The 14,400-nt window shown below is 63.0% G+C and carries 14 protein-coding genes; 4 read left to right on the top strand and 10 right to left on the bottom strand.

The genetic code is table 11. The annotated features are described in order from the left end of the window. Positions 1–16 precede the first annotated feature (16 nt). Positions 17–742: a ribonuclease activity regulator RraA gene (locus G6N78_RS23325; protein WP_165224569.1), complete on the top strand. Its 726-nt coding sequence runs from the start codon at positions 17–19 to the stop codon at positions 740–742. A gap of 137 nt (positions 743–879) precedes the next feature. Here the strand turns inward: G6N78_RS23325 and hydA are convergent, their stop codons facing one another. The 9 genes from hydA to G6N78_RS23280 all read right to left on the bottom strand — a co-directional run bounded on the left by hydA (position 880) and on the right by G6N78_RS23280 (position 9,922). Further along, on the bottom strand, positions 880–2,292 hold the full coding sequence (gene hydA / locus G6N78_RS23320; protein ID WP_165224566.1) for a dihydropyrimidinase: 1,413 nt from the start codon (positions 2,290–2,292) through the stop codon (positions 880–882). Further along, complete coding sequence (locus G6N78_RS23315) at positions 2,289–2,975, bottom strand: aspartate/glutamate racemase family protein (RefSeq protein WP_165224563.1); 687 nt, start codon at positions 2,973–2,975, stop codon at positions 2,289–2,291. The genes hydA and G6N78_RS23315 overlap by 4 nt, the downstream gene beginning before the upstream one ends. Before the next feature lie 19 nt (positions 2,976–2,994). After that, positions 2,995–3,786 carry an aspartate/glutamate racemase family protein gene (locus G6N78_RS23310; protein ID WP_165224561.1) on the bottom strand — a complete coding sequence of 264 codons (792 nt, stop codon included), beginning with the start codon at positions 3,784–3,786 and terminating at the stop codon, positions 2,995–2,997. A gap of 16 nt (positions 3,787–3,802) precedes the next feature. Beyond that, positions 3,803–5,155: an amidase gene (locus tag G6N78_RS23305; protein WP_165224559.1), complete on the bottom strand. Its 1,353-nt coding sequence runs from the start codon at positions 5,153–5,155 to the stop codon at positions 3,803–3,805. After that, the gene (locus G6N78_RS23300) at positions 5,142–6,074 is read right to left on the bottom strand and encodes a polysaccharide deacetylase family protein (protein ID WP_165224557.1); all 933 of its coding nucleotides are present in this window, start codon (positions 6,072–6,074) and stop codon (positions 5,142–5,144) included. Before G6N78_RS23300 ends, G6N78_RS23305 begins: the two co-directional genes overlap by 14 nt. Continuing rightward, on the bottom strand, positions 6,074–6,871 hold the full coding sequence (locus G6N78_RS23295) for an ABC transporter permease (RefSeq protein WP_165224555.1): 798 nt from the start codon (positions 6,869–6,871) through the stop codon (positions 6,074–6,076). The genes G6N78_RS23300 and G6N78_RS23295 overlap by 1 nt, the downstream gene beginning before the upstream one ends. Then, positions 6,868–7,737 carry an ABC transporter permease gene (locus G6N78_RS23290; RefSeq protein WP_165224553.1) on the bottom strand — a complete coding sequence of 290 codons (870 nt, stop codon included), beginning with the start codon at positions 7,735–7,737 and terminating at the stop codon, positions 6,868–6,870. Before G6N78_RS23290 ends, G6N78_RS23295 begins: the two co-directional genes overlap by 4 nt. Further along, complete coding sequence (locus G6N78_RS23285) at positions 7,734–8,813, bottom strand: ABC transporter ATP-binding protein (RefSeq protein WP_165224551.1); 1,080 nt, start codon at positions 8,811–8,813, stop codon at positions 7,734–7,736. Before G6N78_RS23285 ends, G6N78_RS23290 begins: the two co-directional genes overlap by 4 nt. Positions 8,814–8,875: 62 nt before the next feature. Further along, a complete protein-coding gene (locus G6N78_RS23280) occupies positions 8,876–9,922 on the bottom strand; it encodes an extracellular solute-binding protein (RefSeq protein WP_165224549.1) in 1,047 nt (348 codons plus the stop codon). 185 nt (positions 9,923–10,107) lie between these two features. Between G6N78_RS23280 and G6N78_RS23275 the strand changes: the two genes are divergently transcribed. Continuing rightward, on the top strand, positions 10,108–11,454 hold the full coding sequence (locus G6N78_RS23275) for an amidohydrolase family protein (protein ID WP_234906024.1): 1,347 nt from the start codon (positions 10,108–10,110) through the stop codon (positions 11,452–11,454). A gap of 18 nt (positions 11,455–11,472) precedes the next feature. Here the strand turns inward: G6N78_RS23275 and G6N78_RS23270 are convergent, their stop codons facing one another. Continuing rightward, a complete protein-coding gene (locus G6N78_RS23270; RefSeq protein ID WP_165224547.1) occupies positions 11,473–12,195 on the bottom strand; it encodes a GntR family transcriptional regulator in 723 nt (240 codons plus the stop codon). A 349-nt stretch (positions 12,196–12,544) separates the two neighbouring features. Between G6N78_RS23270 and G6N78_RS23265 the strand changes: the two genes are divergently transcribed. Together G6N78_RS23265 and G6N78_RS23260 are read left to right on the top strand one after the other, a co-directional pair. Beyond that, entirely contained in the window at positions 12,545–13,693 is a 1,149-nt protein-coding gene (locus G6N78_RS23265; RefSeq protein ID WP_165224545.1) for a mandelate racemase family protein, read from the top strand. Between the two features lie 6 nt (positions 13,694–13,699). Further along, positions 13,700–14,329, top strand: coding sequence for an SGNH/GDSL hydrolase family protein (locus G6N78_RS23260; protein WP_165224541.1), 630 nt, complete (start codon positions 13,700–13,702; stop codon positions 14,327–14,329). Positions 14,330–14,400 lie beyond the last annotated feature (71 nt).

Below are 14,400 nucleotides of genomic sequence, written 5' to 3'. Positions count from 1 at the left end.
CCGAGAGAGGCATCACATGACGGACTACGTTCTTTCCGACACAACCCGCGACGCGCTGTTGCGTGTCTCGACCGCTTCGGTTGCGACCGCTCTCTACAAGCGCGGCCTTCGCAACCAGTTCATCCAGAATGTGCAGCCCGTCGCCTGGAAGGGGCGCAACATGGTCGGCCAGGCCTTCACCTTGCGCTACATCCCGGCGCGCGAGGACCGCAATCCGATCACCGTCTTCCGCAATCCCGATCACCCGCAGCGTGTTGCCGTGGAAACCTGCCCACCGGGCTTCGTGCTCGTGATGGATAGCCGCAAGGATGCGCGGGCGGCGTCGGCCGGATCGATCCTGGTGACCCGGCTTGCCAAGCGCGGCTGTGCCGGTGTCGTGTCGGATGGCGGGTTCCGCGATGCGGAGGGGATCGGCAAACTGGACGTGCCGGCCTATCACCAGCGCCCGTCCGCGCCGACGAACCTGACGCTGCACGAAGCCTTGGACATCAACGTGCCGATCGCCTGCGGCGACGTCGCCGTATTCCCCGGCGACGTGATGCTGGGGGACGGCGACGGCGTGATCGTCATTCCGGCGGCCCTCGCCGACGAGATCGCACAGGAGTGCGCCGGCATGGAGAGCTTTGAGGATTTCGTTCTGGAAAAGGTCAATGCCGGTGCCGCGATCATCGGCCTTTATCCGCCGACCTCCGACCAGGTGCAGGCAGACTACGCCGAATGGCGACAGAAGAACGGTCGTTGATACGGTCGGACCGAACGAAAATGCCCGGCCCGGCGTCGTGCCGGGCATGGCTTTCAGTCCTACGGGATCATCGAGGTTGCCGCCCTGGACCGTGATCCAGCGGAGCCTCGGGCACTCCGCAATACCCCTCTGCGAGATCAGTCGATGGAACGGGACCGACTGATATACGCGCCGGCGCCGGGGCGGTTGAGGATCTGGCCGTCTTTCATGACCACCTCACCCCGCAGGATCGTCACCACCGGCCAGCCGGTCACCTCGAAACCCTCCCACGGCGTATAATCGCTTCCATGATGCAGGTTTGCCTGCCGGATGGTTTCCTGGCGTGTCGCATCCCACAGAACCAGATCCGCGTCGCTGCCGATGGCAATCGTGCCCTTGCGGGGATAGAGGCCGTAGGTCTTCGCGTGATTGGTCGCCGTCAACGCGACGAAGGTTTCGAGGCTGATGCGGCCCTTGCTGACGCCTTCGGAAAACAGGATCGGCAGGCGTGTCTCGACGCCCGGAATGCCATTCGGAACCCAGCGGAAGGATGTCCGCGCCTTCGGCGTATCCTTGCCGCGGCCCTGCGCATCCTGGAAGAAGAACGGGCAGTGGTCGGACGAGAAGAGCTCCAGCGTGCCATCGGTCAGTCCCTGCCAGATGGCGGCCTGGCTGGCCGCATCGCGAGGCGGCGGCGAACAGACATATTTCGCGCCGTCGAAATCCATGTTGAGATCGTGCAGGTCTTCTGCCGTGAGGGTAATGTATTGCGGGCAGGTTTCGGCCGTGACCTTCAGACCCCGCGCACGCGCCCATCGGATCTGCTCCAGAGCCTCGCGGCCCGACACATGCACGATGACGATCGGAATGCCGGTGATCTCCGCGTGGCTGATGGCCCTGTGCGTTGCCTCCCGTTCAACGATCTCCGGTCGTGAGATCGCATGATAATAGGGCGCGACATGCCCCTCCCGTTCCAGCTTCTCCGACAGGAAGCGGATGGCATCATACCCTTCGGCATGCACCATGACGGTCGCGCCATGAAGGCCGGCGACGGCGAAGACCTCCAGCAACTGCCGATCGTTCAGCACCAGATCGTCGTAGGTCATGAACACCTTAAACGAGCGGTATCCGGCCTCGATCAGGGCCGGCAACTCCTGCCCCAGAACCTGAGGCGTCGGATCGGAGATGATGAGGTGAAAACTCACATCGACATGGCATTTGCCGTCGGCTTCGGCATGATAGGCGGCAACGGCCTCCCGCAGGGAATGCCCCTTCTTCTGCAACGCGAAGGGAAGCACAGTGGTCGTGCCACCGGCAGCCGCGGCGCGCGTTCCGCTTTGGAAGTCATCTGCCATGACCGAGGAATCGGACGAGGGTTGTGAGAGATGCACATGGCTGTCGATCCCGCCCGGCAGCACCAGCAGGCCACTCGCATCGATGACCGTTCCGGCACCGCTGAGTTCGGCGGCAATCGCCGTGATCCGCCCGTTGCTGATGCCGATATCGGCCCTGTAACGATCGGCGGCGGTGACGATCGTCCCGCCCTTGATGATGGTATCAAACGCTGTCATCCCACATGTCCTCTTTTTTGCACCCGGTGCAACATCTCGCCCAGCCGAGCTAACGACGCCGTCACGGGATCAATGATGGGAAGCGCAAATCGCGCGCCCAAACGCCTTGCGGAGGCTGAGAGCGGTCCACCCGCGACCAGAATGGCCTGCGATCCATCTTCGGCCATCACCGTGTCAATCAGCTGGGCGAGTTCCCGGTCCAGACGGTCGGGGCTTCCCATCACCTCTTCCGGCACGCCCGGCGTCAGCCGGATCGATCGCAGGCTGTCGCTGGCGCCGCAGTGTTCGACCTGCTGCCGGATTGATGCTTCGAGCTGCGGGGTCGTCGTGACGATGGAAAAGGCGCGCCCGCCCACGCCGGCGGCGGCAATGGCGGATTCGCCGAAGCCGACAGCGGGCACCGGCGCACGCAGCCGCAGGGAGGCCAGTCCGGGATCCCCGAAGGCACCGATGACAACGCCCTGCCCCGGCCATCCCGTTTCGGCCATCCGCTCGGCAAAGGCCTCCACCGCGCGACCGGCCGTCTCCAGGTCAAACGAATTGAGGATGATGGGTGCACCGAATTCGGCCGTGTGACCCTCGATATCGGCCCATGCGCCGGCACTCTCCCTTGCAAGGGAGACCATATCGGCCGTCACCGCTGTACTGGTGTTGGGATTGAAGAGAAGGATGCGACTTTTCATCTCGCTGTTTTCTGCCACGTCAGGACATGAGTTTCGCAGAGACACCGCCAAGGCCCTGAGCGAGCGCCGGCTTGTGCTCGATCCAGGCGGCCAGCGGTGGAAACAGGCCTTCAGCGGATTTGGGACCCGGCCGGGCGAAACGACCGGCGCTCGCTGCCCTGGGCTTCATCCGCGCCAGCGTCTGAGCCTGGCTGACGGCCGCCGCAAGAGGATCGACGAGCGGAACCGACACGCGATGCGCGATGCGTTGGGCAAGACCGGTCAGCGGTGCGCCGGCCAGAATGAGCACATCGGCACCGTTTTCCTTCACGGTGGTTTCCGCCAATGCCACGATCTCGTTTTCCAGTTCGTATTGCACCGTCGAGACGGACTGGAAGCTGACATCCGGCACCCGGATCGCGGCGCAGCGGTGGGTGAGGCCGGTGACGCCGACCGCGTCCTCGTACCAGGCGACCAGCGTGCGCGAAAAGGTCAGCATGGCAAAACGCTCGCCCAGCATGCAGGAGGTGAGCATGGCCGCTTCCGCCATGGCTGTGATCGGGATCTCGAAGAGTTCGCGTGCGGCAATCAGGCTGGGGTCTCCGAAGGCGGCGATCACCGCGGCATCGCAGCCATGGTGATGTTCGGCCAGCATTTCGAGGGTAATACCGCCGGCGATCATCGCTTCGGCACGGCTGGCGATATAGGGAAAGCCGCGCGTTGCCGTGTACGCGACGATTTCGGCATCCGGCGCCAGCACGGACTGGGCCGTCGCGACCATGCGGTCGGTCATTTCCACCGAGGTGTTCGGGTTGATCAGCAATATTTTCAAGTGTGTCTCCTTCCGGTCAGGTGGCCGGATGTGAAAGAATGGTTTCGGCTTGACGCGCCGCAGCCAGCACGGTCGCATCCGAACCGCGTTGCCCGACGATCTGCATGCCGACGGGAAGGCCGTTTCGTGCGGTTCCGCACGGCAGCGACAGCGCCGGCAGTTGCGCGTGATTGAACCGTGGCGTCAGCGCCGCATGGTCGCGCGGCGCGGCGGGCACGCCGCCGATGGTCTCCGGTCCAAGCCGATCATGCGGCCAGGCCGTGCAGGGCGTGGTGAGCCCGATCACGAGATCGAAATCCTCAAACAGCGGGTCGAGCGCGCTGCGTAACCGGTAGGACTGGTCGAGCGCCCGCACGACGTCGGTCCCGGTCAGTGCAAGGCCGCGCTTGATCTGCGCGCCAATATCCGGGTCGAACATCTCCGGGTGCTGTGTCCACCGGTCGCCGTAGAGCATCGCGAGGCCCGCATGCTGCAGCGGCATCAGGACCTCCTCGCTCACGCCCTCCGGCCAGACGACATCGACAGGATCGAGGGCCCAGCCCGCCGACCTCAACGTGTCGACCGCCGTTTCGATAGCCAAAGCAACATCATCGTCGATGGCGGAGCGAATGCCGAAGGTCGGGTTGTATGCGAGGCGAAGCGGGCGCGGCGTGTCCGCCTGCACGCCCGTCAGGACGGAAAAGAGCAACGCGCAGTCATCCACCGTCCGGCCCATGGGTGCGATGACGGACACACCCCAGAACGGTTCGGCAAAACCCGGACCATAGGGCACCACATCCTGCCCCGGCTTGAAACCCACCACGCCGCAATGGGCCGGCGGACGTCGGCTTGAGCCGCCGGCATCCGTGCCAAGCGCGACGGGCGCCATGCCGACGGCGAGCGCCGCGGCATTGCCTCCGGATGAGCCACCGGGCGTCAACGCGCGATCAAGCGGATGATGCGTGATGCCGTGCAGCGGCGTGTTCGTCACCCCCTTGCAGGCAAGCTCCGAACAGGCGCCGATGCCGACGACAACCGCGCCTGCAGCACGGGCGAGCGCAACGGCCTTTGCATCGCAAGGCGCGATGAAATCGGAAAACAGCCGGGAGCCCTGCGTGATCGGCCAGCCTTCGGCCCAGATATTGTCCTTGACGATCAGCGGCACACCGGCAAGCGGCAAGACGTTTCCCGCAGCCACCCGCGCATCGACGCGTTCGGCTTCACGAAGCGAACGTTCTGCGTCAACGGCCACCAGCGCATTCAGCGCCGGATTAAGCGCCGCGATGATTTCGAGATGACGGCGTATGCTCTCGACCGCAGTCATCCTGCCGGCGCTGACAGCCTGTGCGATCTCGCGCGCGCCCCATGTGTGGGTATCAAGCTCGGCCATTGGCACCTCCGCGCGGGAGAAAATCGGGCAACCCGCATTCCCGACGCCAGTGGCTGGCGATCTGCGCCCGCGTCGCGAACCACACGTCGCCACGCGCCGCCATGGCGTCGATCAGTGTCTCCAGCGCGCCGATACGGGCGGGCCTGCCGATGATCCTCAGGTGAAGACCGATGCTGAGCATTCGCGGGATCCGGGCACCCTCCTGCCAAAGCCGCTCGAAGGCGGAGAGGCAGTAGCGGGTGAAATCCTCCGGCTGCACGAAGCCGCCGCCCGGCTGGAAGCGCATGTCGTTGGTATCGAAGGCATAGGGCAGCACCACATGCGATGTGCCGGCGAGGCTGACGAGATAGGGCGTGTCGTCGTCATAGGCATCGGAATCGTAGAGAAACCCGCCGTGCTCCACGAGAAGGCGGCGGGTGTCCGGTGTCGAGGCGGACCGGGTGTGCCAGCCGAGCGGGGCCACGCCGGCTGCGTCGCGCACGGCCTCATAGGTGCGGGCGATATTCTCCCTCTGCTCCACCTCGCTCATGCCGGCGAGACGCTCCCAGCGCCAGCCATGGCAGCTGGCCTCGTGCCCACGCGAGACGACATCGCGCACCAGCCAGGGGGAACGGGCTGCGGCACGGCCGCAGCAGGAGAAGGTGGCCGGCACATCGTGCTGCGCGAGCGCGTCGATGATCCGGCGATAGCCGACACGCGGGCCGTATCCGTAATGGCTTTCCATGCAGGGATCGGGAATGCCGATCACCTCTTCGCGTGCCTCGTAGACGCTTTCGTTGCGCTCGTCTGCGTCGGCAATCGAAAGCTCTGCACCCTCTTCGACATTGACGACGAAGGAAACGGCAAGCCGCCCGCCATTCGGCCAGACGATATCCGGATAACCGTCGCGATAACCGATGAAATTGCGTCTGTCGGTCATTAATGGATCATCCGGTTGAGGCCGACGGTGCGCGAACCGACGATCAGTGCGACGAGTGCCAAGGCGATCAGGCCGGTGGAGATGGCAGCTATCGTCGGATCCGGCGTTTCCTCGAGATATTGCAGCATCTTGATCGGCAGCGTCTTGTTCCAGGCGTCGGTGAGGAAGATGGAGATCGGATAATTGTCCATCGAGGCCAGGAACGCGAACATGCCGGACGTCAAGAAGGCGGGAGCAAGGCCCGGCACCAGCACCTTCAGGACCGCCTTAGGATACGGCAAGCCCAGCGTCTGAGCCGCATCGATCAGCGAGAAATCAAATTTCTCCAGGGCCGCAACGAGTGTGCGAACGACGTAAGGCAGCGTAATGACGATATGCGCCAAAAGCAGGCTCCAATAGGCATCCGTGAGGCCGAACTCCCGAAAGAACTGCAACAGCGCCACGCCCACCACCAGACCCGGCATCATCAGCGGCGAGACAGAAAATGTCGCCAGCGCCTCACGACCGGGAAAACGACCGCGTACGATGGCAAGCGAGGCGAGCGTGCCGACCACCAACGCAATAACCGTGGAAATCAGGGCGAGGTTCACCGAAAGCCAGAGCGCCGAGAGCAGATCCGGTTTGCGGGCCATGCTCTGATACCAGCGAAGCGACCAGTCCGGCGGCGGCAGGGTGTAGACGGTGGAGGAGGTGAACGAGACGATCACCGTGATGATGAGCGGCGTCAGCAGGTAGATGCAGGCGAGAAGCGCGATCAGCCAGCTCAGCAGTATCGCGATGCGATCAGTCAGTGTCATGCCTGCCTCCCGGACAGCCGCTTGAGGATCAGAGACGAAAGGACGACGATCATGGCTGCGATGACCAGAAGAACCGCCGACATGGTGGAGCCCATCTGTTCATCGCGCAGATAGAGAAAGGATCGGGCGATCAGCATGGACAGCATCTGGCTGCGCTCGCCGACGATGAGATTGGGAATGACATACATCGACACGGCCATGGAAAAGACGAATGCAGCGCCGGCCACAACGCCCGGCAACGTCAACGGCAGCGTGACCCGGAAAAAGCGGAAGAAGGGCCCAGCCCCCAGCGTCGCAGCCGCCGCCCCGAGATTGGGATTGATCTGCCGGATCACGGCATAGACGGGCAGCACCATGAACGGCAGGAAGATATTGGCCGCCCCGATCACCAGCGCAGTCTCGGTAAACAGCAGACGCAGCGGGGCATCGATGATGCCAAGCCCGAGCAAGGTCTTGTTGATCACGCCATCGCTGCGAAAGACAATCGACCAGGCAAAGGCCTTGACGATGACGCCGACCGACAGCGGTAGGATCATGGCAATGAGAATGCAGGTCTGGACAAGCCCGCGTGCCCGCGCCAGCGCGAAGGCTGTCGGATAGCCGAGCACCAGGGTCAGCAACGTCGTCTCCAGCGCAATCACGATGGTGCGACGAAGCGCCGTCAGCATGTAAGGGTCGGAGAAGAAGGCGATATAGCCGGCAATCGAAACTCCCCCATCGGTTCCGCGGAAACTCTTCAGGAGAAGGAAGAGGATCGGCAGAGCAAACAGAACCCCGAGCAGGAGAAGCGACGGAACGGCGAGCAGCAGGAAGGGATCCTTGACGCGCCCCCTCGTCCGCGCCTGTGTGGTGATCGGCTCGCTCATGGAACGGCCTCCGCCGGATAGACCAGTGTGTCGTTGACCGCCCAGTTGAAGGTAACGGGGGAGCCGATCGGGGGAAGGCTTGCGGCACTGGCCCCCTGCTCTTCGCAGATGAGACGGTCGTCGCCGGAGGCCGTGCCGTAGATCAGCGTCTTTGCACCAAGACACATCACATCGCTGAGCGGCACCGTGAGCCGGTTTGTCCTGTCCGACGCGCTGTCCGGCAGGCCGGGCGACACCAGTTCCGGGCGGATGCCCACGGTCACCTTCGAGCCTGCGATGAAATTGCCCGGCGCAGTGATATCACCATAGGCAGTGGCAATCTGCAGGAGCGGTCCTTCGACCGCCTTCACCATGCCGGCCATGCGCATCGACATGCCGACAAAATCGAGGACGAAGCTCGTCGCCGGCTTCGAGTAGAGCTCCATCGGGCCGCCATACTGCTCGATCCGGCCGGCATTCATGACCGCGATCCGGTCCGATACCGCCAGTGCTTCCTCCTGGTCGTGAGTGACGAAGACGGCGGTGATGCCACGCGAACGAAGAAGTGCCTTCAGTTCCACCTGCATGGTTTCCCGCAGCTTGCGGTCGAGCGCCGAAAAGGGCTCATCCAGCAGGAGAAGGTCTGGCGCGACAACGAGCGCACGCGCCACGGCGACACGCTGCTGCTGGCCGCCTGACAGGGCCGAAATCGGCCGATCGGCATAGTGCTCCATGCGCACCAGCGCGAGGGCTTCCTCGACCGGAACCTTCTGGTCTGCCTTCGCCATACCCCGGGCCGCGAGGCCAAAGCCGACGTTTTCGCGGACATTCAGATGCGGGAAAAGCGCGTAGTTCTGAAACACCACCGAAACGTTGCGCTTGTGGGCCGGCAGCGCCGTCACCTCGCGCTCTGCAAGCCGGATCGCTCCACTGTCGGCCGAGACCAGCCCGGCGATCATCCTGAGCAGTGTGGTCTTGCCGCATCCGGATGGGCCGAGCAACGAGACCAACTCGCCCTTCCCGACCGAAAAATCGAGCGAATCCAGAACCGTATTGTCACGGTAGCTCTTGGTGATGGCTTTGACGTCCAGATACATTTCCTAGTTCCCCTTGCGGAGGACGGGTATCGTGGTCCCGTCCCCCGGACATGCGTCGGATGTCAGATCGCCATGAGCCGGTCGAACTTCTCGATCCAGCTGGCACGGTTCTTCGAGACGAAGGCCCAGTCAGGACTGAAGACCGGTACACCTTCCGGCACGACGTCGAGCCCCTTCACCTCGGTATTGGCCGGCAGGGAATAGGTGGACTTGGCGAGAACGGTCTGCATTTCCGCCCCCAGCATCTCATTGACATAGGCCGCTGCCAGTTCCGGGTTCGGCCCGTCCTTGACGAGGCAGATACCCGACGGCATGGCAAAAATGCCTTCCTTCGGAGCCGCAAGATCAATGGACGCGCCTTCGATCTTGCGCGGCAGCGCGTAGGAGGAGAACTGCCCGGCCAGCATGGAGATTTCGTTCTGCTCCAGAAGGTTGAAGGACTGGGTCAGTACCGAATAGACGCTCAGCAGATTGGGTTTCAGCTCCGCAAGCTTGGCAAAGGCGGCATCGATCTCATATTGCGCCTCGGCAAGCGGCTTGCCGGTGGCCAGGTGGGCGGCCATGAACAGGGTCCACATGCCTTCCGTGTTCTGCAGCGAGGGAATGACGACCTTGCTCTTGAACTGCGGATCCCACAGCTTGCTCCAGCTGTCGACCCCGGGGAGCTTGGTGTTGTAGGCAATCCCAGCCCATGGCTGCACGTAGTTCGCCCACATGCCATCCATATGCACGGCACCGGCGCGAAGTTTTGCAATATTCGGCGCAAGAGCTGCGGTGATCGGCGTCAGAAGACCCTCGTTCACGGCCATGATCATGACCGGATCATCCATCTGCACAACGGACAGATAGGGCTTGGCCTTGTTCGACTGCATCTTTTCGAGGTTCACCAGGGACTTGGTCCCTTCGAAGATGATGCGTGCTCCATACTTCTTCTCGAAAGCGGGGGCGACGATCTGTTCAACCCATTTGGTATGACTTGCGGCGCCGCCCACGACGAGTTCCTTCGTCTGCGCACGCAGGATGGAAGGGGTGGCCAGAAGTGTGGCCGTTGCTGCGCCGGTCTTGAGGAGGCTGCGACGGGTAAGGTCGGTCGGTCCGTTCTTGGTCATGGCGTTCTCTCTCGGTTTTTTCGGGATGATCGAATTACGCAAACATGCATTGCAAATGGCATGCCATTTTTAAAAAAATAATATTTACAAGGTCTTGAAGATATATAATTATATAAACACTGGCGATGTGACGCCTATTGCGTTTGCGTTTGCCTATAATTACTGCAGATCTTTTGGAGAAGCTCATGTCTGCCGCAGCACCGGAACGGTTCGACCTCATTCTCGACAACGTCACCGTCGTCACGCCCGGGCAGCCCGTGGCCCGCGACATGGCGGTCGCTGTGCGTGACGGCGCAATCATGCGCGTCGCACCCCGCCATCATCTGGGCGAGAGCCCGACCGACAGGAGGATCGACGGGCGGGGCGGTCTGCTGATGCCCGGTCTCGTCAACACCCACAACCACTCGCCCCTGATGATCGTCCGCGGCATGGTCGAAGATATCGGCTTTGCGCCGGCCTATACGAAAGGCGTCCCGCAGGGACACTGGCTGTCCGACGAGGAGACGTTGGCGCTGTCACGGCTGGGTCTCCTGGAGATGATCCGCTTCGGCTGCACCTCCATCGTTGATTATTACCGCAAGCCATTGGCCTTGGCGAAGGCCGCCCAGGAAGCGGGCATCCGCGCCTTCATCGGCGGGCGCGTGATGGACGTGGATACGGCGGCCCTGGCCGAAGGACGCTTCCAGCACGATCCGGCGCTCGGCGAGGAAACACTTGCGGACAACCTGACGCTGATTTCCGACTGGGACGGCGCCAACAACGGACTGATCCGCTGCTTCTACGGCCCGCATGCGCCGGATACCGTCTCACGTGCGCTCTTCCGGCAGATCTCGGACATGTCCGCCAAAGATGGCCGCCAGGTGCATACGCATCTGGCACAGTCGCGCATGGAAATTGCCCACATGCAGGACCGCGAGGGCATGCGCTCCTCTGATTTCCTGGAGGATGTCGGGGTGCTCAACGAGCGCCTTGTTGCCGCCCACTGCATCTTCCTGGAAGAGGACGAAATTCGAAAGCTCGGCAAGGCCGGCATCCAGGTCGCGCATGCGCCGATCGGCAATGCCTCCTTCGGGGCCGCCGCCCCGATTGCCGATCTCAGGGAAGCCGGCGCTCACATCACGCTCTGCACCGATACCAAATCCGGAGACATGTTCGAAGCCATGCGCATGGCGCTTGCCTCTGCACGGCTGCGCGCAAAAGAGACCTTCGTCTTCGATGCGGCCACCGCGTTTGATTGGGCAACGACAGGCGGTGCCCAGGCGCTCGGCCTCGGGCAGGCGGTGGGGCGCATCGAACCCGGCTTCAGGGCGGACCTCACATTGCTCGATTCCCGTGCGCCGAACCTTTATCCGGTCGTTGACGGCTTCGGGGTCATCGCACATCTCGGCTCCGGCGCGAATGTACGGACCGTGATCTGTGATGGCCAGGTGCTCATCGACGACGGCCGGGCGACCTGGGCAGATGAAGACGAAATCATCGCGACCGCGCAGTCCGTGGCAGACCGGATCTGGCAACGAGCGCGGGCTGCCTGAGCACATCCAGCAACATTGTCAGCCAGCGGTCGTTTCGACAGCCTGTTCCTGCAGCACGGCGCACACTGTTTCGCCCGTATGATTGAGGTGCAACTGCCATACCCGTCGGGCGGCCTCCGGATCGCGCGCCCGCAGCGCCTCCATGAGGCCTTCGTGCTCGGCAACGGATTGGCTCCAGCGGGCGGGTTTCATGATGGCCATGTAACGCCCACGGCGCGCCCGAAGCATCAGATCGGCATGCGTGCTGCGCAGAATGCCGTTGCCGGAGAGATCCACCACCAGATCGTGGATCCGGCTGTTGACGTCGAAATAGGGATCCTTGTCCCGATTGCGGTAATGCTCCAACATCTGCGCATGCAGGCGTTCAAGCTGCGCAAGCTCATCATCCGTGATGCGCTGGGCGGCCAGTTGCGCCGCGAGACTTTCCATACCGGCAATGACTTCGAAGAGTTCGCGCGCCTCCTCGACCGTGAAGGAGATGACCCTTGCTCCCCGGTTTTGAAGGATCTCGATCAGGCCATCGCGTTCGAGCAGCTTCAACGCCTCCCGCAGGGGCGTGCGCGATACCTTGATGCGTTCGCTGAGTTCGCGTTCGGGAATGCGGCTGCCCGGCACCATTTCACCGCGGATGATGAGATCACGCAGATGCGCCGCCGCCTGGTGTGCCAGCGGCTCACGTTTCGAAAGACGAACTTTCGGCGGTCGGCCCCGCTTCGCAGGCTTCGGCGCAGATGGTTCCATGAGGCAATTCAACCCGTTTGGCCTGCCGCTTTATAACAGAATGTAGGCCCTGCACAGACAGGAATCGCCAGCCGCACCCGCCGTTGGCCGACGAGCCTTCGACGGGCAAAGCGGTCCTCTGCGAAGCTGACGTTGGCGACACACCTGAGTGTCTCCAGCGAGAGACGCCCCTCATCAACAGCTGGTAAGGCACAGCGCCATCCAGCACCGTCACGTCCACCGCGCCGGCGGACAATCCAAAAGGCACGCAGGCAACCTGTATTACAGATTTGACAGTTATCTCGATTAATGCTTAAACCTATCAGACATGATTTCGATCTGTCGACAGGTTAGGTAAACAGGAAACCCGATGATCATCACCGATGTCTCCGTGCGACGGTTCCGCACCACCACGCGCCGCCACTCTGACAGCGCCGGCCATGCGCATCCTGGCCCGCCGCATCAGGTCGAGCAGGCGCTGCTGACCATTCGCACGGAGGATGGCAACGAAGGCCATTCGTTTACCGCCCCGGAAATCGTTCGCCCGCACGTCATCGACAAATTCGTCAAGAAGGTGCTGATCGGTCAGGATCATCGCGATCGCGAGCGGCTGTGGCAGGATCTTGCCCACTGGCAGCGCGGTTCGGCGGCGCAGCTGACGGACCGTACGCTGGCGGTGGTCGATTGCGCCCTGTGGGACCTCGCCGGGCGCACGCTGAACACACCTGTTCACAAGTTGATCGGCGCCTATCGCGACAAGGTGCTGGCCTATGGCTCGGTGATGTGCGGCGACGAGCTGGAGGGCGGCCTTGCGACGCCGGGGGATTACGGCCGTTTTGCCGAAACACTGGTCAGGCGCGGCTACAAGGGCATCAAGCTGCACACCTGGATGCCGCCGGTCAGCTGGGCGCCTGACGTGAAGATGGACCTGAAGGCCTGCGCCGCGGTTCGTGAAGCCGTCGGCCCCGATATCCGGTTGATGATCGATGCCTTCCACTGGTACTCGCGCACCGATGCGCTGGAACTTGGCCGTGGTCTGGAAAAACTCGGCTTCGACTGGATCGAGGAGCCGATGGATGAGCAGTCGATGTCCTCCTACAAGTGGCTGACCGACAATCTCGATATTCCGGTCGTCGGGCCGGAAAGTGCGGCCGGCAAACACTGGCACCGCGCCGAATGGGTGAAGGCCGGCGCCTGCGACATCCTGCGCACCGGCGTCAACGATGTCGGCGGCATCACGCCGGCGCTGAAGACCATGCGCATGGCAGAGTGCTTCGGCATGGAGTGCGAGGTGCACGGCAATACGGCCATGAACCTGCATGTCGTGGCCGCCTCCAAGAACTGCCGCTGGTACGAGCGCGGTCTGTTGCATCCCTTCCTCGAATACGATGACGGCCATGATTACCTGAAGTCGCTCTCCGACCCGATGGATGCCGATGGCTACGTGCATGTGCCGGACCGGCCGGGTCTCGGCGAGGACATCGATTTCGATTTCATCGAAAACAACCGGATCGGATGAGCCGCCATGAAGACGATCCTGGCCTTTGGCGACAGTCTCACCTGGGGTGCCGATCCCACCACGGGACTCAGGCATCCGATCGCATATCGATGGCCGGACGTTCTGGAACGGGAGCTTGGCGGCGAGGCCCGTGTGATCAGCGAAGGGCTTGGCGGGCGCACCACCTGCTACGATGACCACACCGGTCCGAGTTGCAGGAACGGCGCCAAGGCGCTTCAGGTCGCCCTCGCCAGCCATATGCCGCTCGATCTCGTTATCATCATGCTCGGCACCAATGACCTGAAGCCGGTCTTTGGCGGACAGGCGGAACCCGCCGTCTCCGGCATGCGGCGGCTGGTGCAGATCGTCGAGACCTTTCCCTACAAGCCGAAGACTGCCGTCCCGCGTCTTTTGATCGTCGCCCCGCCCCCTTGCGTGGCCGGTCCGTCCGGTACGCCGGCAGCCGGTCGCAGGATTGCTGAGTCCGAACGGCTTGCGCCCCTCTATCAGGCGCTCGCCACGGAACTCGGCCACGCCTTCTTCGATGCCGGTCGTGTCGCAAAGGCCTCGCCGATCGATGGCGTCCACTTGAGTGCAGAGGCGACGCAGGCCATCGGACAGGCGCTGGCCGCACCGGTGCGAACTATTTTTGCCTGATCCGGTCCTCCTCGAGGAGAAGGAGCCCGGATCATCACGTCACAGGTCCCCATGCTGGAATGGGGCCAAAG

The organism is Allorhizobium pseudoryzae (genome assembly GCF_011046245.1).
Taxonomy (GTDB): domain Bacteria; phylum Pseudomonadota; class Alphaproteobacteria; order Rhizobiales; family Rhizobiaceae; genus Neorhizobium; species Neorhizobium pseudoryzae.
Note: the sequence above shows the minus strand (reverse complement) of the source record. Positions and strands in the feature narration are given on the sequence as shown.

Excerpts from the sequence above, each read along its gene's own strand:
- G6N78_RS23325 (WP_165224569.1), top strand. The coding sequence starts at position 17 with ATGACGGACTACGTTCTTTCCGACACAACCCGCGACGCGCTGTTGCGT.
- hydA (WP_165224566.1), bottom strand. The coding sequence starts at position 2,292 with ATGACAGCGTTTGATACCATCATCAAGGGCGGGACGATCGTCACCGCC.
- G6N78_RS23315 (WP_165224563.1), bottom strand. The coding sequence starts at position 2,975 with ATGAAAAGTCGCATCCTTCTCTTCAATCCCAACACCAGTACAGCGGTG.
- G6N78_RS23305 (WP_165224559.1), bottom strand. The coding sequence starts at position 5,155 with ATGGCCGAGCTTGATACCCACACATGGGGCGCGCGCGAGATCGCACAG.
- G6N78_RS23300 (WP_165224557.1), bottom strand. The coding sequence starts at position 6,074 with ATGACCGACAGACGCAATTTCATCGGTTATCGCGACGGTTATCCGGAT.
- G6N78_RS23295 (WP_165224555.1), bottom strand. The coding sequence starts at position 6,871 with ATGACACTGACTGATCGCATCGCGATACTGCTGAGCTGGCTGATCGCG.
- G6N78_RS23290 (WP_165224553.1), bottom strand. The coding sequence starts at position 7,737 with ATGAGCGAGCCGATCACCACACAGGCGCGGACGAGGGGGCGCGTCAAG.
- G6N78_RS23285 (WP_165224551.1), bottom strand. The coding sequence starts at position 8,813 with ATGTATCTGGACGTCAAAGCCATCACCAAGAGCTACCGTGACAATACG.
- G6N78_RS23280 (WP_165224549.1), bottom strand. The coding sequence starts at position 9,922 with ATGACCAAGAACGGACCGACCGACCTTACCCGTCGCAGCCTCCTCAAG.
- G6N78_RS23275 (WP_234906024.1), top strand. The coding sequence starts at position 10,108 with ATGTCTGCCGCAGCACCGGAACGGTTCGACCTCATTCTCGACAACGTC.
- G6N78_RS23270 (WP_165224547.1), bottom strand. The coding sequence starts at position 12,195 with ATGGAACCATCTGCGCCGAAGCCTGCGAAGCGGGGCCGACCGCCGAAA.
- G6N78_RS23265 (WP_165224545.1), top strand. The coding sequence starts at position 12,545 with ATGATCATCACCGATGTCTCCGTGCGACGGTTCCGCACCACCACGCGC.
- G6N78_RS23260 (WP_165224541.1), top strand. The coding sequence starts at position 13,700 with ATGAAGACGATCCTGGCCTTTGGCGACAGTCTCACCTGGGGTGCCGAT.